At 70.3% G+C, this 17,228-nt stretch carries 15 protein-coding genes; 8 read left to right on the top strand and 7 right to left on the bottom strand.

All coding sequences use genetic code 11. The annotated features are described in order from the left end of the window. The first annotated feature begins 110 nt into the window (after positions 1 to 110). Positions 111 to 3,140, top strand: a complete 3,030-nt coding sequence (locus OC372_RS01215; protein ID WP_262000704.1) for a glycosyltransferase — start codon at positions 111 to 113, stop codon at positions 3,138 to 3,140. Continuing rightward, a complete protein-coding gene (locus OC372_RS01220; RefSeq protein ID WP_262000705.1) occupies positions 3,137 to 4,519 on the top strand; it encodes a DUF5719 family protein in 1,383 nt (460 codons plus the stop codon). The genes OC372_RS01215 and OC372_RS01220 overlap by 4 nt, the downstream gene beginning before the upstream one ends. A gap of 30 nt (positions 4,520 to 4,549) precedes the next feature. On the opposite strand, the gene OC372_RS01225 is transcribed toward OC372_RS01220, so the two are convergent. After that, the gene (locus OC372_RS01225; protein WP_231481666.1) at positions 4,550 to 4,978 is read right to left on the bottom strand and encodes a hypothetical protein; all 429 of its coding nucleotides are present in this window, start codon (positions 4,976 to 4,978) and stop codon (positions 4,550 to 4,552) included. A 77-nt stretch (positions 4,979 to 5,055) separates the two neighbouring features. Here OC372_RS01225 and OC372_RS01230 point away from each other — a divergent pair, with 77 nt between their 5' ends. The 5 genes from OC372_RS01230 (at position 5,056) to ahcY (ending at position 9,789) form a co-directional block, all read left to right on the top strand. Continuing rightward, a complete protein-coding gene (locus OC372_RS01230; protein ID WP_029261978.1) occupies positions 5,056 to 5,262 on the top strand; it encodes a DUF3499 family protein in 207 nt (68 codons plus the stop codon). A 101-nt stretch (positions 5,263 to 5,363) separates the two neighbouring features. Then, entirely contained in the window at positions 5,364 to 6,290 is a 927-nt protein-coding gene (locus OC372_RS01235; protein WP_029261977.1) for an efflux RND transporter periplasmic adaptor subunit, read from the top strand. Next, the gene (locus OC372_RS01240) at positions 6,287 to 7,090 is read left to right on the top strand and encodes an ABC transporter ATP-binding protein (protein WP_081859840.1); all 804 of its coding nucleotides are present in this window, start codon (positions 6,287 to 6,289) and stop codon (positions 7,088 to 7,090) included. The genes OC372_RS01235 and OC372_RS01240 overlap by 4 nt, the downstream gene beginning before the upstream one ends. Continuing rightward, the gene (locus OC372_RS01245; RefSeq protein ID WP_262000706.1) at positions 7,087 to 8,301 is read left to right on the top strand and encodes an ABC transporter permease; all 1,215 of its coding nucleotides are present in this window, start codon (positions 7,087 to 7,089) and stop codon (positions 8,299 to 8,301) included. The genes OC372_RS01240 and OC372_RS01245 overlap by 4 nt, the downstream gene beginning before the upstream one ends. Before the next feature lie 42 nt (positions 8,302 to 8,343). Beyond that, positions 8,344 to 9,789: an adenosylhomocysteinase gene (ahcY, locus tag OC372_RS01250; RefSeq protein WP_262000707.1), complete on the top strand. Its 1,446-nt coding sequence runs from the start codon at positions 8,344 to 8,346 to the stop codon at positions 9,787 to 9,789. 33 nt (positions 9,790 to 9,822) lie between these two features. On the opposite strand, the gene OC372_RS01255 is transcribed toward ahcY, so the two are convergent. Continuing rightward, positions 9,823 to 10,632, bottom strand: a complete 810-nt coding sequence (locus tag OC372_RS01255; protein ID WP_262000708.1) for an RDD family protein — start codon at positions 10,630 to 10,632, stop codon at positions 9,823 to 9,825. A 16-nt stretch (positions 10,633 to 10,648) separates the two neighbouring features. Here OC372_RS01255 and OC372_RS01260 point away from each other — a divergent pair, with 16 nt between their 5' ends. Continuing rightward, entirely contained in the window at positions 10,649 to 11,641 is a 993-nt protein-coding gene (locus tag OC372_RS01260; protein ID WP_105709667.1) for a stage II sporulation protein M, read from the top strand. Between the two features lie 27 nt (positions 11,642 to 11,668). Here OC372_RS01260 and OC372_RS01265 read toward each other — a convergent pair whose 3' ends face one another. From OC372_RS01265 to OC372_RS01285, 5 genes are read right to left on the bottom strand one after another with little or no spacing between them, the layout of a single operon-like run. Further along, positions 11,669 to 12,976: a DUF58 domain-containing protein gene (locus OC372_RS01265; protein WP_262000709.1), complete on the bottom strand. Its 1,308-nt coding sequence runs from the start codon at positions 12,974 to 12,976 to the stop codon at positions 11,669 to 11,671. Next, positions 12,977 to 13,900: an AAA family ATPase gene (locus tag OC372_RS01270; protein WP_262001219.1), complete on the bottom strand. Its 924-nt coding sequence runs from the start codon at positions 13,898 to 13,900 to the stop codon at positions 12,977 to 12,979. Between the two features lie 44 nt (positions 13,901 to 13,944). Then, a complete protein-coding gene (locus OC372_RS01275) occupies positions 13,945 to 15,150 on the bottom strand; it encodes a DUF4350 domain-containing protein (RefSeq protein WP_105709670.1) in 1,206 nt (401 codons plus the stop codon). Then, positions 15,147 to 15,788 (bottom strand): DUF4129 domain-containing protein, encoded by a 642-nt coding sequence (locus OC372_RS01280; RefSeq protein ID WP_105709671.1) that lies wholly within the window; start codon positions 15,786 to 15,788, stop codon positions 15,147 to 15,149. Before OC372_RS01280 ends, OC372_RS01275 begins: the two co-directional genes overlap by 4 nt. After that, positions 15,785 to 17,164, bottom strand: coding sequence for a hypothetical protein (locus tag OC372_RS01285; RefSeq protein ID WP_262000710.1), 1,380 nt, complete (start codon positions 17,162 to 17,164; stop codon positions 15,785 to 15,787). The genes OC372_RS01280 and OC372_RS01285 overlap by 4 nt, the downstream gene beginning before the upstream one ends. Positions 17,165 to 17,228 lie beyond the last annotated feature (64 nt).

Genomic DNA, 17,228 nt, shown 5'->3' on the forward strand with positions numbered 1-17,228 from the left:
GCCAGCTGATCGGCTGAGCCGGTCGCCGCGGGCTGCGGCCGCATCGCTTCGCAGGCGCGCCGCGTCCACTGCTCCAGGGCAGGTCTTGACACGCATAGGCTGACGACGTCATGCCAGCCCGAGTTCACGCAATCATCGTCGCGCGCCCCGGATCCTCGTCCCGCGCGCAACTCCTCCGCACTCTCGAAGCCGTTCGCTCCCAGACCTCGCCCGCCGAGGCGGTGACGCTCGTCATGTGCGGCGATGCATCTTCCCTGCGCGAGAGCGAAGCCGTCGCGGCCGTCGTCGAGGGGATCATCGAAGCTCGCACGACGACCTCGTTCGCTGAGGCGGTGGAGCTCGCGCGTCCCCGTGTGAACGCAGGCTCCGCGATCTGGCTGCTCGCGCAGGACACGGCTCCGCATCCGCGGGCGCTGGAGCGGCTCCGGGGAACGCTCGAGCGTTCGCCCTCCGCGGCGATCGTCGCGCCCAAGCTCGTCGCGACCGACAACGATCGGGAGATCGTCTCACTCGGTGTCAGCATGACGACGTTCGGTCGCTCGGTCGAACTCGCGGCAGGGGAACTCGACCAGGGACAGCACGACCGCATGGACGACGCGCTCGGTTCCGACGTGCGCGGCGTCCTCATCCGCGGAGAGGTCCGCGACGCGCTGCGACCCGATCCCGCGCTCGCCGGCGCCGACGAAGGCCTCGATCTGGGCGTCCGTGCGCGCCTGGGCGGCGGTCGGCTCGTGCTCTCACCGAGTGCGCGGGTCTCCGCGGCGCCGGGCGGTCCCGCCGCGCTGCCCTCCGGCCGATCCCGTCGCGCCTACGTCACCCGGCTGGCGCAGTTGCACCGGCGACTCGCATACGCCCCCGCGGGCGCGGTGCCGCTGCACTGGCTCAGTCTGCTCCCGCTCGCGCTGTGGCGCTCCATCACGCATCTCGTCGGCAAGCGGCCGGAAGCGGTGCTCCCCGAGTGGGGGGCGGCCCTCACCGCGATGCTGCGCGTCGGTGCGGTCGCGCGGTCCCGCTCGCGCATCCGCGCCTTCCGCTCTTCCACCTGGGCGGGCATCGCGCCGTTGCGGGTGACGTCGTCCGATCTGCGCCGGCGTCTCGATGACGGGCATGGCAGTGAAGGCGGTGCCGTCAGCGAACTCCGTTTCTTCTCCGGCGGCGGTGCCTGGGCCGTGCTCGCGGCGCTCGTCGTGAGCATCGCCTCCTTCACGACCCTGCTCGCGTGGCCGGCCCTCGGCGGCGGCGCGCTCCTGCCGCTGCGTCAGACCGTCTCGGCGCTCTGGAGCGATGCGGCGTGGGGCGCTCGCGGCACGGGGATCGGCCTCGTCGGCCCGGCAGACCCGTTCGCCGCGGTCGTGGCTGTGCTCGGCTCTCTGTGGCCGGCCGGACCGTCGTTCGTGATGGTGCTGCTGTGGATTCTCGCGCTTCCGCTCGCCGTCCTCGGAGGCTGGTTCGCTGCGACGCGAGTGACCGACCGGTCGGGGCTTCGTATCTTCGCCGGTGTCGCGTGGGCGCTGGCGCCCACCTTCCTCACTGCGCTCGTCGACGGCCGCCCGAGCGCCGTGCTGGTGCACCTCCTGCTGCCATGGCTCTTCCATTCCGCCGTGGTGGCGCACCGCTCCTGGGGTGCGGCCGGAAGCGCCTCCCTCCTGCTCGCCGCCGTGATCGCCTGCGCTCCGTCGTTGGCGCCCGCACTCGCGCTGCTGTGGGTCGTGGCGGTGGGTATCGTGCTCGGCACCGCGCAGTTCCGTGGGGCCGGACGTCTGCTGTGGCTCCTCGTGCCGACGGCCGCACTGTTCGCTCCACTCGTCTTCTGGCAGCTCGCACACGGGACGCCGTTGGCGATCCTGGGCGATCCCGGACTGGTGTGGGCGGGACCACAGGCGTCCGCCGACGCCGCGGGTCGGCTGGCGCTCGCCACCGGATTCCCCACCATGGACCTCGCGGGGTGGTCGTGGTTCGTTCCCGCGCCGATCGCGGCGTGGGCTCCGGTGCTGTGTGCGCCGATGGCCCTGCTCGCCCTCGGCGCGGCCGTCGCCCCCCGGTGGCGCGCGGGCATCACACTGCTCGTCGTCGCTCTGGCAGGCCTCGCGACGGCGTTCCTCGCGGTCGGCATCACGGTGAGCTTCGCGCAGGGCACCGGAGTGGCGATCTGGCCCGGCGCAGGGCTCAGCCTGGCCTGGGTCGGGGTCGTGGGGGCCGCGCTCGTCACGCTGGACACCGCCATCACGCTTCCGAGGCTGCGGGTCCTCTCCGCCGTCGTCGCAGCGGTGGCGCTCGGAATCTGTGCCGTACCGGCGCTCAGCGCCCTCCACCTGGGTCGGTCGGTCCTCACGAACGGCCCCGAATCGACGCTGCCCGCCTACGTCGCCGCCCAAGCCGCCGGGGACCGTCCGCTCGCGACGCTCGTGATGACTCCGCAGAACGACGGAGGACTCGCGGTCGAGGTGGTCTGGGGGGCGAGCGAGACGCTCGGATCCCAGACCACGATGGTCTCGACCGCCGTCGAGCCGCAGGGGGACGACATCGCGACGCTCGCCGTCGATCTCCTCTCCGCCCGCGACTTCGATGCTCCGGGCGAGCTGGCTGCGAAGGGGATCAGCTACGTGCTGCTCTCGGAGCTGTCCGGGAGTGAAGGAGACAAGGCTCGCGCTCTGCGCACCGCGGCCGTCGCCTCGATCGATCAGCGTGCCGGCCTGGTTCATGCAGGCGAGAGCGATCGCGGAGTGCTCTGGCGTCTGGAGGCCGAGATCGCTGCGCCACCGACACTGACTTCCGCTCAGGAGGGAACCGCTCGCCTCGTGTTGACGATCCAGCTGCTGGCCGTCTTCGTGGCGCTGCTGCTGTCGATCCCGACCAGGGCTTCGCGTCGCGCGGCGCGAGCGCAATCCCGCATCGTCGGCCGCGCGCCGGATGAGCCGATGATCCTGCCTCGGCACGCGGAGGACCAGGTCTCGCTCGAGGAGCAGACGCCGGTCGGAGCGATCGAGGAGCCGCAGGACGAGGCCGCGCTGAACGACGAGGCGCTGGTTCCGATCGCCGAGCCCGATCCCATCGCCCAGGAGCCTTCGGAATCCGTCGACGCGGAATCCGACGGGATCGTCGACGAGAGAGCCGAGACGACAGGGGAGGGGGACCGATGAGTGGTTCGCGTGCATTCAAGGTCGCCGCGACGGGTGCTCGCCTCGCCACCGGAGTCGCCGTCATCGCCGCCTGCGTCGTCGGGATCGTCGCCGCGGTCCACGCACCGTGGCCGGTCATCCGGCATGATGCCGCCCGCGTAGACGTCACGCCGCTCCCCGGAGACAGCGTCCTGGTGTGCAACGGCGACCTGCGCGCGCTCGGACGGGACGCCATGGATCCGCTGGCGCTGAGCTCTGCGGGGTCGCCGACCCTCACGGCTGGCGGAACGTCGGGCGATCCGTCCTCGGCGGGTCTGACGGTGCAGGATCTTCCCGACGCGGGCGAGGTGCGCGTTCTCACGGGCGCTGTGGAAGGACGCTCAGCACCGTTGATCGCCGCCGCGGAGTCGATCACTCTCGCCACGGACGACCTCTCCGGATTCGCGGCCGCCGCCTGTGGAGTTCCCCGACTGAATTCCTGGCTCGTCGGCGGGAGCACCGCCACCGGCACCGAGGACATCGTCACCCTGACCAATGCCGCGGAGGTCCCCTCGACCGTGACGCTGTCGGTCTACGGCGAGACCAGAAGCGCACGCACGGTCATCGTGCCCGCGCGCACGCAGACCGCGCTGCCGCTCACGTCGATCGCCGCCGGCGACACCGCGCCCGTCGTCCGCGTCGATGCGACCGGGGCTCCGGTCCGTGCGGTGCTGCAGTCGTCGCTCACCCAGGTGCTCGACCCCGCCGGCATGGACCTGCAGGACGCGGTGCCCGGCGCGCAGCAGAAGCTGGTGCTCACCGGAGTGGAGGTGTTCGCCTCTGACGGGGACGACGACGAGATGGCGGTTCTGCGCCTGCTCTCGCCCGGCGCGGACGCACGTGTTCAGGTCCGGGTCGTCGCGGAGGGTGCCGGTTCTGCAGCGGACGAGTTCACGGTTCCGCTCGAACCCGATCTCCCCGCTCAGGTCTCGCTCAGCGGTCTCGAACCCGGCCGTTACACCGTGGAGGTCGATTCGGAGGCACCGGTCGTGGCCGCGCTGCGCCAGCAGGACGGCTTCGGCCGTGATGCCGACTTCGCGTGGGTCACCCCGGCACCGGAGGTCGACGGCGAGGTGGTGTTCGCGGTGCCGTCGGGCCCGCCGGGCCGACTCCAGCTGGCGAACTCGTCGGATGAGGACGCCACGGTGACGATCGAGCCGCTTGACGGCGGAGCATCCCAGGAAGTCCTGATCGCCGCAGGCGCGACGGCCGGGATCGATGTCGAGCCCGGTGCGACCTATCGGATGGAGTCGACGGGCCCGGTGCACGCCGCGGTCGCGCTCACCGCTTCGGGCGCGCTCGCCGTGCTGCCGGTGCAGCCGAGTGCCGGTGTCGAGAAGGCGATCGCGGTCTACCCCTGATCAGTTCCCGGGGGTGAAGACCCCGCGAGCTCAGTGCTCGTGGCCGAGGTCCCACGGCTCACGGCCGACGTACTCCGCGGCGGCCCGGAACACGGCGCTCTCGATCGCCATCCGGCGGTGCGGAGCGTCGTCGTGCCCCGGGGGCAGGAGCCGCTCGATGGGCAGCCGGAACAGCACGATGCGCCGATTCTCCCGATCGAGGTACCAGCGCGGTACCGCATCGGCAGCGTCGAATGCGGGAATCGCCCCGATCTCGAACCTGACGTCCTGCAGCTCTGGCCACGTCCCGCGTAGGAACTCGACGGCAGTGCCCACGGTCAGGTCGAAGCGATCGAGACGGCCGTCGAGCGGCGCGAGCGGCGGGCGCACGACTTCGCTGCGACCCAGACGCCCGTGGCGGCCGTGTCGCGCGCCGCGCCGTGGTGCGGCGGGGGCGTGAGCGGTGCGGCGACGGGGCATGTCGAAAGTCTAGGCCGTGCCGACGTGTGCGGCGCGGCATCCCCGGCTCGGATGCGCGCGACCGTACGCTGGCGGAGATGGACGGACGACTGTGCTCGAAGGTCGGCTGCGCGCGAGAAGCCGTGGCCACCCTCACTTACGACTATGGGGACAAGATGGCGGCGCTCGGTCCGCTCGGCGCCGCGAACGACCCGCAGGCGCATGATCTGTGCTCCCCGCACGCCGATCGGCTCTCGGTGCCCGCGGGCTGGCTCGTCGTGCGGCACGAGGCGCTTCGGGCCTGAGGAAGGCCCCCGACACGCGGTCACCTTTGCTATACCCGGAAATCATTTTTTGGGTACGCTGACTCCAGGCGTGCCAGGGCGGCGCTGCCGGAAAGGCACTCGTGATCGTCTGGCGTCGCTGGATCTTCCCCCTGCTTCTCGTCGTGGTCATCGGCGCGTGCGCCGCAGCACTCGTCAAGATCGCTTTCTTCCCTGACCGGGCCGAAAGCATGGTCAGCCCGGAAGCGACGATCACCGACCCGATCGTGGCGGTGGAGCGCGGATCCGTCGTGAACGCGCTGAGCCTGACCGGCAACGTCGCGCGCGATGAGATCTTCGCGGTTCGCAGCGAGATCGACGGCACGGTCACCGCCGTCCACGTGAGTGAGGGCGCCGCGGTGTCGGCCGGCCAGAAGCTGTTCACCATCCGTCAGGAAGATCCCCGCAAGGACATCGATGTGCTCGCGCCCGAGGCCGGCGACGTGTCCGAGATCGCGCTCGTGAAGGGGCAGCCGACCTCGGTGGGCACCGAGATCTTCAGTCTCACCCCCGCGCGGTACCACCTCCTCGCGACCGTCGACCCTGTGCAGCTGTACCGCCTCGTCAACGCGCCGACCGAGGGCACGGTCACCATCACGGGTGGTCCGGCACCGTTCGCCTGCACCGGCGTCCGTGTGCAGGTGACGGCAGAGGGCACCGCGAGCGTGCGCTGCGCCATCCCCGCCGGTCAGACCGTGTTCGCCGGACTCCCCGCGACGATGGACCTGGCCCTCGGCCAGGTCGAGGACGCGCTCGTGATCCCGGTCACCGCCGTCCAGGGCGGCGCGGGCTCCGGGAACGTGTGGGTCGATGCGGCCGACGGGGCAGAACCCGAGGAGCGCGCGGTGAAGCTCGGTGTGAACGACGGGACGATCGTCGAAGTCACCGAGGGTCTGGAGGAGGGCGAGAGCATCCGTCAGTTCGTCCCGGGCTTCGTCGCCCCGGTCGAGGAGTTCTGCTACGAGGTCTCGCCGGGCGTGGAGCAGTGCGACAGCGGGATGAGCTGGTGAGTCTGGTCGCTCTGGAGGACGTCACCAAGAGCGTCCTCCTGGCAGACGATTCGCGGCTCGAGATCCTCCGCGGCATCACGCTCGAGGTCGGTGCCGGTGACCATGTGTCGATCGTCGGCCGCTCCGGCTCCGGCAAGTCGACGCTGCTCAACATCCTCGGGATGCTGGACTCGCCGACGTCGGGCTCGGTGTCGTTCGAGGGACGGGAGGTTCGTCGCATGCGGTCGGGGCGTCTGGACCGGCTGCGCGGCGACAACGTCGGCTTCGTCTTCCAGCAGTTCAACCTGCTGCCGGGGCGCACCGCACTCGACAACGTGATGATGCCCCTCGGCCACGCGAAGGGGAAGGTGTTCTGGAACCGTCGGCAGATCGCCGCGGACATGCTCGAGCGGGTGGGACTCGGGCACAGGGTCGGGCAGATCGCCGACAAGCTCTCCGGCGGTGAGCAGCAGCGGGTCGCGATCGCCAGGGCACTGGTGCGCAGGCCCGTGTTGATCCTCGCGGACGAGCCGACGGGCGCGCTCGACATCGACACCGGCGCATCCGTCATGTCGCTCCTCGACGAGGTCGCCACGGAGACGGACGCCGCGCTGGTCACCATCACGCACGACCTCCACGTCGCGGCCCGCGCGCGCCGGCACTACCGCCTGGATGCCGGACGCCTGGAGACCGCGGACCTCAGTCGCGCGTTCGAAGCCTCGACCCTCGCGGCTTCCGTGCCCTCCGCTCCGGCACCGCCCGTGACCGTGGCGCCGGCACCGCCCGTGGCAGCGGCGCCCGCATCCGAGGTCGTGTCGTGACCGGCTTCCTCGGCGCGCTCTCCGACGCGTGGGCCGAGATCCGCGTCCACAAGCTCCGGGTGCTGCTCAGCCTGATCGGCATCGCCGTGTCGGTCGGAGCACTCACGGCAGTCGTGGCGATCTCGGAGTATCAGCGACAGTTCCAGGCGGAGCAGTCCGACCGCTGGGGAGGGCGCGCGGCCACGATCGTCGTAGCCGCGAGCACGGCCGACGGCACCCCTGTGGACGCCGATGACTTCGACGCCCGCTTCAGCCGGGTCTCGGAGCGATTCGGCTTCAGCCACACGGCGCGCATCGCGCAGGGGGTCATGCTGGATGCGCAGCTGCCGGAGGGCGTCACTCCGGTCCCCGCGCGCATCATGGATCCCGCCTATTCGCAGATCCACCGCGAGCAGCTTCTCGAGGGGCGCTGGTTCCTCGACTCCGATCTGGAGGCCATGGCCCCGCCGGTGGTCATCACGGAGGCGCTGTGGGAGCGTCTGGGACGCGTGCCCCTGACGCAGCATCCGACCGTCGTGTTCGATGGTCCGGCCGGAGGCACCTATCAGGTGATCGGCATCGTTCCTCGGCAGGGCTTCGGCGACGAGGAGCTGCGGGTCGACCTGCTCTACGATGCGTATCGCTCTCGCGTGGACGCCCTGCCGCCGGATGCGACGACCCAGTACGAGGTCTGGGTGGGCGCTCAGCAGGCTGACCAGATCGGACCGGTGCTGGCGATGGATCTGCGCGCAGGGCTGCCGGAGGGGCAGACGGTCTCGGTGAGCCGCACCGACTGGGCGGCTCAATCGGGCGCCATGGATGCGCAGGCCACGTTCGAGATGATCACGGGCGGAATCGCCGCCCTGATCCTCGCGCTCGGGGCCCTGAGCCTGATCAACATCCAGCTGGTCGCCATGCGTCAGCGCGTGCGTGAGATCGGGGTCCGACGTGCTTTCGGCGCCAGTTCGGGGCGGGTGTTCTTCGCCGTGTTCCTGGAGAGTCTCGTCGCCACGACGGTCGCCGGAGTGATCGGGATCGCGATCGTCGTCGCGGTGCTGCGCTCGGACTGGATCGTCACCTCGATGTTCTACGGCATCCAGGACGTGCCGCCGTTCCCGATGCGGGCTGCACTCATCGGACTCGTCGCCTCGGTGATCGTCGGCGCGGTGTCGGGTTTCATCCCCGCTCTCGTCGCGCTGCGGGTCAAGGTGATCGACGCGATCCGCTTCTGACGCACACACCGGGCGGGTGGCGTCGGGTGGAAGAATGTGAGGATGCCTGAGCTCGAGTACCGCGTCGCCGACCTGTCCCTCGCCGAAGCCGGCCGTCACCAGCTGCGCCTCGCCGAGAACGAGATGCCGGGATTGATGTCCCTCCGGGAGGAGTTCGGTGCGGCGCAGCCGCTGAAGGGCGCCAGGATCGCCGGCTCGCTGCACATGACGGTGCAGACGGCGGTGCTCATCGAGACGCTCGTGGCGCTCGGGGCGGAGGTGCGGTGGGCGAGCTGCAACATCTTCTCCACGCAGGATGAGGCGGCTGCCGCCGTCGTGGTCGGCCCGAGTGGCTCGGTCGACGCCCCAGCGGGGGTGCCGGTCTTCGCCTGGAAGGGGGAGACGCTCGAGGAGTACTGGGCGTGCACCGACCGCATCTTCGACTGGTCGTCGACGGGATTCGACGGTCCGAACCTCATCCTCGACGACGGCGGCGACGCCACGCTCCTCGTGCACAAGGGCGTCGAGTTCGAAAAGGCGGGCGTTGTCCCGGCGACGACGGACTCCGACTCGCACGACTACTCGGTCATCCTCGACCTGTTGCGCAGGTCGCTCGCGTCGTCGACCGATCGCTGGACGAAGCTCGCGGCCGGGCTCATCGGGGTGACGGAGGAGACCACCACCGGCGTGCATCGTCTCTATGAGCTCGCCGCCTCCGGGGAGCTGCTCTTCCCGGCCATCAACGTCAACGACTCGGTGACCAAGAGCAAGTTCGACAACAAGTACGGCATCCGTCACTCCCTCCCGGATGGGCTGAACCGCGCGACCGACGTGCTCATGGGCGGCAAGGTCGCCTTCGTGTGCGGGTACGGCGATGTGGGCAAGGGGGCAGCCGAGGCTCTGCGCGGACAGGGTGCCAGGGTGATCGTCAGTGAGGTCGATCCGATCTGCGCGCTGCAGGCGGCGATGGACGGGTTCCAGGTGGCGCGCCTGATCGACGTCGCGGGCGAGGTCGACATCGTGGTGACCGGCACCGGCAACCGCGATGTCGTCACGACCGAGCACCTTCTGGCGCTGAAGCACCTTGCGATCGTCGCCAACGTCGGCCACTTCGACAACGAGATCGACATGGCGGGCCTCGAAGCCATCGAGGGCGTCGAGAAGGTCGAGATCAAGCCGCAGGTGCACGAGTGGCGTCTGCCGAGCGGACGCAGCGTCCTCGTGCTCAGCGAGGGGCGCCTGATGAACCTCGGCAACGCCACGGGGCATCCGTCGTTCGTCATGAGCGCCTCATTCACCAACCAGGTGCTCGCCCAGCTGGAGCTCTACACGAACATCGCCGCCTACCCCACGGGCGTGTACGTCCTGCCGAAGGCGCTCGACGAGAAGGTCGCACGCCTCCACCTCGACGCACTGGGAGTGCAGCTCACGACTCTCAGCGACGAGCAGGCGGCGTACATCGGTGTTCCGGTGGACGGACCGTACAAGCTCGAGCACTACCGCTACTGAGCGATCGCGAGACTGAGCATCCCGCCAGCCGGATCAGACGCCGACGCGCCGGCCGGTGAGCCGCTCGGCTCGATGGTCGGCGTTCTCCAGCGCGCGTCGCTCCCGCTCCCGGCGGAGCACCGTGATGCCCACCAGTACCTGTTCCGGCGGCGCGGAAGGCATCGGGGAGACGAAGGGTGTGGCCTCGGCGAGCAGGTCGTGCGCCACCCGCGCTCGAGCGGCGGGGACCATCCGCGGCGCGCTCACGAGGAACTGCGAGATCCGGCGTGCGAGCCGGTCGGGCATGCGCGCCACATCGGCGATCTGCGCCCAGCCTTCGAGGGCAGGGGGCAGCACTGGGATGTGGGAGGGGAGTGCGGGCGTGCGGACGCGCTGGCTGTAGGTGCCGGCGACCAGGTCGCCCAGACGCTGCGATCGCGCCGTGAAGGCGCCGGTGAGCACGGCGACGCCGCCGAAGGTCATGTAGATCTCGAGGACGCCGAGAAGCGCACGGATGAACGCGTGCCGGAACCCGGCCGCACCGCCGTCCACGCGGACGATCCGCCCTCCGACGGCGAGCTTGCCGAGGCTGCGGCCCTTCAGGGCGACCTCCATCGTGATGGGCAGCACCACGAAGCTCACGACGATCGCCGCGACCGTGGCGATGCGGTCGGTGGCATCGCTGAGCACCCCGGCATCGAGCAGCCAGATGCGCAGGAAGAGCCAGAGGATGAACACCGCATATCCGAGGAGCATGTCGATCGCGGCGCCCAGCGCGCGGAGGAGGAAGCCGACCGGCTGCACGTCGATCGCGACGGCCTCGCCGGAGAGCACCTCGTCGGAGACGTCGATCGGGACGGACATGAGTACAGTAAATCAGGTGGATGCCGATGCGCTGACCGATGCTCGCCGTGCGGAATGGGAACGGCTCGAGGAACTCAGCCGCGCCCGGCTCGACGGCGCCGGGGTGGACGAACTGATCGTGCGGTACCGCGCCGCCTCTGCAGATCTCGCCGAGCTGAAGACGTCGGTCGGCGACTCTCCGCAGGGTGCCTACCTCTCCACGATCCTGGTCCGCGCCCGGCTGCGCCTCACCGGAGCCTCCGACAGCATCCTGACCCAGACCGCGCGGTTCTTCCGTCTGCAGCTTCCGGCCGCCCTGTACCGGTTGCGGTGGACGACACTGGTCATCGCTCTCGCTTTCATCGCCGTCGCGGTCGGCACAGCGGCGTGGATCGCGAGCGACCCGGCCCTCATCGCGACGCTCGGCCCACCCGACCAGCTCGAACAGTATGCCGATGAGAGCTTTACCGGTTACTACACCGAGAACCCCGCTGCCGAGTTCATGGGCATGGTCTGGACGAACAATGCCTGGATCGCCATGCAGTGCGTGCTCTTCGGCGTCACGGGGATCTGGCCGGTGTACATGCTCGTGCAGAACGCCATGGGCCTCGGTACGTCGGGCGCGGTGATGGCTGCGCACGACAAGGCCGATCTGATGGTGCTCTACATCCTTCCGCACGGCATGCTCGAGATGACCTGCATCTTCGTCGCAGCGGCCGCCGGTCTGCACGTGTTCTGGGCCTGGGTGGCTCCGGGGCACCGTACCCGTGGGGAAGCGCTGGCCGAAGAGGGGCGCTCACTCGCGACGGTCGCTCTCGGCCTCGTGTTCGCCCTGTTCCTCGCCGGACTCGTCGAGGGTTTCGTCACCGGTTGGGGGCTGCCGTGGCCGGTGAAGATCGGCATCGGCGCTGCCGCCCTGGCCGTGTTCCTCATCTACATGCTCGTCGTCGGCGGCCGGGCGCATCGCCGCGGCGAGACGGGCGACCTCGTCGAGTACGAAGCCGGGACGCCGCGCCTCATCGCCGGCTGACTGCGGAAGGCCCGCAGACGGCAGCGGTCAGAGCCGGCCGGCCGCCTTCAACTCGAGGTAACGGTCGGCGATGCGCGGCGGGAGCTCCTCGGGGTCAGCGGCGATCGCCTCGCCACCGGCTCTGCGGATCGCATCCGCGACGTTCTCGGCGTCACGAAGCGTCCGCTCCGCCGCGGCAGCGAGATAGACCTCTTCGCGAGAACCGCGTTCGCGCGCCAGCGCAGCGATGCCGTCATCGGTGACCGATCCGACGAGCACCGTGGTCGCACGTGACGCGTTCGGGAAGGCGCCGAGGAACCCTCGAGCGGATTCTGCCGCGTCCTGCGCGGTCAGCACGACGATCAGAGAAGGCCGCGTGGTGAGAGTGCGCACGGCGGCGAAGGCACCGTGCCAGTCCGTGTCCACCAGGCGCGCGTGTACGGGCGCCATGGTGTCGCTCATCGCCGGCAGGAGTGCCGTGCCGTCCACGCCGGTGACCCGGCCACGCACCACGCGGTCGTACAGCAGCAGGTGCACGTGGTCGCCCGCGCGGGAGGCGAGCGCAGCCAGCAGCAGCGCCGCTTCGAGAGCGGCATCGACGCGGGTGCCGTCGCCCACGCGTGCGGCCGCTGTGCGACCGGTGTCGATGATGATGACCACATGCCGGTCGCGTTCGGGGCGCCAGGTGCGCAGCATCGTGGTGCCGGCGCGGGCGGTCGCGCGCCAGTCGATCGAACGCACGTCGTCGCCGCGGACATACTCCCGCAACGAGTCGAACTCGGTGCCTTGGCCGCGGACCTGGATGCTCGTGTTGCCGTCCAGCTCGCGCAGTCGCGCCAGGCGCGAGGGCAGGTGCTTTCGCGAGGTGAAGGCGGGAAGCACCCGGATCGCGCCGCGGACCGGATGCCGTGCCTGCCGACCGGCGAGGCCGAGGGGCCCGCGGGAGCGGATCATCACGAACTCGCTCACCAGTTCGCCGCGTCGGCGGGGGGTGAGGGGGATGGCGACGCGGCCTCGCTCGCCCGGGGCGACCTGCAGCTGCTGTCTCTCCGCAGGAGCACCGGCCGTGGGCTGCCAGGCGTCGCGGAGCACCGCGTGCAGCGCCCTGGTGCCGTGGTTGTGCACGGCGACACTCACCGGGACCTGTTCGCCGAGTCGGGCGCGCTTCGGCACGCGGCGACTCACGGTCACCGACCGGGCGCTGGCGGCGAGAGAGACGTCCACGACCACCAGCAGGATGCACAGGCCGATCCAGGCGCCCAGCACCGCGTACGCCGGGTAACCCGCGAGCCCGGCGAGGACCAGCGGGACGATGCCGACGGCGAGAGCGACGGCGAGACGACCGGTGATGAACACCTAGATCGGTACCCTGGTCTGCTGCACCACCGAGGTGAGCACCGCGTCCGCGGAGACGCCCTCCATCTGCGCGTCGGGCCGCAGCTGGAGCCGGTGCCGCCATACGGGCACCAGCATCGTCTGCACATGATCGGGGGTCACCGCGGTGGAGGCGTTCAACCACGCCCAGGCCTTGGCCGCGGCGAGGAGGCCGGTCGACGCACGCGGGCTGGCACCGAGTTCCACGGAGGGGGACTGCCTCGTCGCTCGCGCCAGATCGACGACGTAGCCGAGCACGTCGTCGGTGACGTCCACCGAGGCGGCTGCCTGCTGCGCCGCGCGGATCTCGTCCGCAGAGACCACGGCCTCGACGCCGGTCAGCTCACGCGGGGAGAAGCCCTCGGCGTGCCGGCGGAGCACCGACACCTCGGCATCGCGTTCCGGCATACCGACGACGAGCTTCATCAGGAAGCGATCCAACTGCGCTTCCGGCAGTGAGTACGTGCCCTCGTGTTCGATCGGGTTCTGCGTCGCGGCGACGAGGAAGGGGTCGGGCAGCGAGCGGCTGATGCCGTCGGCCGAAACCTGGCGCTCCTCCATGGCTTCGAGGAGGGCGGCCTGCGTCTTCGGCGGCGTCCGGTTGATCTCGTCCGCGAGCAGGATGTTCGTGAAGACCGGGCCGGCACGGAAGTCGAACTCACCCGTGCGTGCGTCGTACACGAGGGAACCCGTGACGTCGCCCGGCATCAGGTCCGGCGTGAACTGCACGCGTTTCGTGTCGAGGCCGAGGGCGCGGGCGAACGAGCGGACCACCAACGTCTTGGCGACGCCGGGCACTCCTTCCAGGAGCACATGGCCGCGTGCGAGCAGCGAGACGAGGAGGCCGGTGACGGTGCCGGCCTGGCCGATGACCGCCTTATCGACCTCGGTGCGCACCCGGTGCATGGCCTGACGAAGCGCGGCGTCGTCGGTGGAGTGGTTCTCAACGGTCACGTGGTTCCCTCGGCTTCTGTGGGATGGATGGTCGGTCGGCGGGTGCTGGTCTCCACGGCCGCCTCGAGCTCATCGAGACGCCGAGCGAGGTCGACCAGGGCGGCGTCGTCGGTGGGAAGAGGTCCCGCCAGCAGCGTCTGCAGTGTTCCCCGAGGGATCCGGAGCCGGTCGGACGCGGCGTCGGCGACCTCGTCTGCGCCGGCATGCACGGCCAGGCCCAGTCGGCGGGCGAGGCGCCGCTGCGCGCCGTCGCGAAGGGCCTCTGCAGCGTGCGCGGCGTCGGCCGCTCTGGCCGTGAGGCGTGCACGACCGTGCATCGTCTCGGACGCGCGCACCGTCACCGGCAAGGTCTCGGCGACCAGGGGCCCGAAACGCTGACCGCGCCAGATCGACGCGGCGACCCCGGCGAGCAGCAGCAGGAGGATCGCCGGAGTGACCCAGGGCGGTGTTAGGCTCCCCAGCGTGTCGACCGACTTGCCCTCGATGTCGGAGTCACTGAAGCTCGGGACATACCAGACGACCCGCTCGGTCTGCCCGAGCAGCGCGAGCGCCAGGGCGGCGTTGCCGTTCTCCGCCAGGTACGCGTTGCTGAAGAGCCTGGTGCCCTCGACGACGGCGACGCGGTCACCGCCGCGGTCGTCGATGAGCACGGCGGCGCCGTCGGCATCGCCGAAGCACCCCTCAACTTCGGCGGCGGGCGCGAAGAGTCGATCGGCCCGGATCGTGCCGACCTCGGCGAACTCCGGGACATCGCATCCTGCCGTCACGGCCGCGCGTGTGCCCGGGGCGTTCTCGCCGATGCGCAGTGCGCTCATCAGGTGCGAGCTTGTCGAGAGGAAGACGACGCGATCCGCCGGTTCCATCAGCGTCTCCAGGGCGCCATCGGTCAGCGTGTACGGGTTCGCCATCACCAGCGTGGTTCCCCCGTCGACGGCGGCACGTGCCTCCGCCCGTGATCGGTGGATGTCGACCTCGACCCCCTGGTCACGCAGGATCTCCGCGAGGGCGAGGGCGCCGGAGTCATCACGCCCTTCGGGATCGAGAGCTCCGTGTTCGCCCGGCGGTGCAGCACTGACGCGGATGGCGACGAAGACGACGAGCACGACGAGGACGACGAGGATCAGCCAGCCGACGATGGACTTCGTCCTGCGCGGTCGGCGCTCGGCCGTCGCCGGGACACCGCTCTGCTCGGTTGCGGTCATGCGGGCACCGCCTCGAGCCGACGGGTGCGGAGACGCTCGTCGGTTGCCGCGAGGTCCTGATAGATCTCTTCCGTCGCCGGGCGGCCGAGGTAGCGGACGTCGTCGAACGCCACGGCCGCGCGGCGCAGGGCCGGGGCCTCGTCAGCGAAGACGGCGGCGGCGTCGCGGGCTATCGACTGCGCGGTGGCACCGGGAGCAGGGTCGATCAGATCGCGTTCCAGCAGGCTGCGCGCGATCGCGCGGTAGCGGAGGATCGTCGCCGTGTTCCAGTCGCCGGCACGGGCACTGCGCTCGGAATCGGACCGGAGCTGCGCTGCCGTGCGGTCATCGGACTCGCCGAGGAGGTCGCCCCGTGCACGTCGCACGGCACGGGAGCTGCGCGGCCGACCCCAGATGACGAGGGCCGCGATGAGAGCCGCCACGATGAAGACCGTCACGATGATGAGGGCGGACGGGCCGATGTTCGCCCCGTTTTCCGAGCTGAACAGATCGGCGAGGAAGCGGCCGATGTCCCGCGCGACCAGATCGAACCACGTGGGCTTCGCATCCGCATACCGCGGGTTGGCGAGCTCGTCTTCCGCCCATCGGCGTGCCTCATCCCCGTCGGGGATGAACAGGTCGTCGAACCGGGAGATCATGCCGTGTCGTCGCTGCCGGGAGCAGCCCAGCCTCCGTCAGCGGGGCCGGGCGTCGGGCGAGGCGTGACGGCACTCGCCGCAGGGGGCGGCGGCGGAGGGAACGCCCCGGGTGCGTCCGCGACCGGCGCGGGTGCTGTCGTCGTCACGCCGTTCTGCTGCGGCGCGTGCGGCTGCTGCCCGTACGACTGTCCGGGGTACGGCTGCGGCTGCGGTGCGTATGCCTGCGGTTGCTGCGGATACGACTGTCCCGGGTATGGCTGCGGGTAGGCGCCCTGTGCCATCAGAACGTGGTCCGGCACCTGCCGGGGCGGGGGCGCCGAGGTGACGGCTCGCGCGGGATCGACGATGAACGGGTCGGCCAACTCATCTTCCGTCTTCCCGAGATCTCGGTGCTCGACATACGCGATGAGTGTCTGGTCGAGTCCCTCGTAGCGCATCCGGCAGTCGAGATAGACGAGTGCCGACCCGGTGCTCTGTACGACGAGGGTGATCGCCTGGATGACGAGGAGCAGGATCTGGGGTGCGAGGAAGGCGAGGACAAAGCCGACGATGGCGCTCGGATCCTCAGCGCCCGTCGGCGCGATGACCGACCCGAGAAGGCTGCTCAGCAACGTGGCCGGGATGCTCACCACCTGCGCCGCGACGCCCATGATGGCGCTGATGAGGAAGGTCACTCCGAACGCGACCCAGAAACGGCCCCGGGTGAGTCGCCACGATCGTACGAAGGCGTCGCGGAACCGTGCGCGCTCAAGGACGAGAATCGACGGCACCAGCAGCAGCTTCGTCGTCAGCCAGACGGACAGCGGGATCGCAGCGAGTCCGAGGACGACGATGATGAGGACGACGACCCCGATGAGCTCGACGCTTCCGCCCGCGCCGCCGGCGACGAAGGCGGCGATGATGGTCACGGCGATCGCGAGGACACCGAACAGCGCGATCACGGAAAGCGACGCGAAACCGGCGAGACGCCAGAAAGCCGGCGCCATCCGGCGCCAGAGCATTCGCAGCGTGGCCTTGACCCCGACGGCGGCGTAGCCGATCTCCGCGGCGACCACGCCCTGCATCATGGCCGTGAAAGCGATCGATGCCAGTCCGACGCCGAGGCCGGCGATGAGGTTGATCCCGATGGTCCCTGCCAGCACCGCCTCGAAGTCGGGGGAGGAGGGGGAGACGGTCTCGAGGCGCGAGAAGGTCGTGAAGAAGACGACGCCCATCACCGACGCCGTGACGACGGTCGCGACGAGCTGGATCACGACGGCGAAGCCGAACAGCACCTTCGGGTTGTGTCGCAGTGCCGCGAAGGCCCTGCCCAGCAGCATCCCGAACGTCAGCGGATGAAGCGGGATGATCCCCTTCTTCGGCGCGGGCGTCCACATCTGGCCACTCAAAGGCACTCCCTCCATGGTGGCTCCATCGTGTCACACCGCACACGTGGTGCGC

This window comes from Microbacterium sp. Mcb102, from assembly GCF_024519805.1.
GTDB lineage: Bacteria > Actinomycetota > Actinomycetes > Actinomycetales > Microbacteriaceae > Microbacterium.

Coding starts and splice junctions, on each gene's coding strand:
- OC372_RS01225 (WP_231481666.1), bottom strand. CDS start 4,978: ATGCCCCGTCGCCGCACCGCTCACGCCCCCGCCGCACCACGGCGCGGC.
- OC372_RS01275 (WP_105709670.1), bottom strand. CDS start 15,150: ATGACCGCAACCGAGCAGAGCGGTGTCCCGGCGACGGCCGAGCGCCGA.
- OC372_RS01285 (WP_262000710.1), bottom strand. CDS start 17,164: ATGTGGACGCCCGCGCCGAAGAAGGGGATCATCCCGCTTCATCCGCTG.
- OC372_RS01220 (WP_262000705.1), top strand. CDS start 3,137: ATGAGTGGTTCGCGTGCATTCAAGGTCGCCGCGACGGGTGCTCGCCTC.
- OC372_RS01270 (WP_262001219.1), bottom strand. CDS start 13,900: ATGCACCGGGTGCGCACCGAGGTCGATAAGGCGGTCATCGGCCAGGCC.
- OC372_RS01255 (WP_262000708.1), bottom strand. CDS start 10,632: ATGTCCGTCCCGATCGACGTCTCCGACGAGGTGCTCTCCGGCGAGGCC.
- ahcY (WP_262000707.1), top strand. CDS start 8,344: ATGCCTGAGCTCGAGTACCGCGTCGCCGACCTGTCCCTCGCCGAAGCC.
- OC372_RS01280 (WP_105709671.1), bottom strand. CDS start 15,788: ATGATCTCCCGGTTCGACGACCTGTTCATCCCCGACGGGGATGAGGCA.
- OC372_RS01230 (WP_029261978.1), top strand. CDS start 5,056: ATGGACGGACGACTGTGCTCGAAGGTCGGCTGCGCGCGAGAAGCCGTG.
- OC372_RS01215 (WP_262000704.1), top strand. CDS start 111: ATGCCAGCCCGAGTTCACGCAATCATCGTCGCGCGCCCCGGATCCTCG.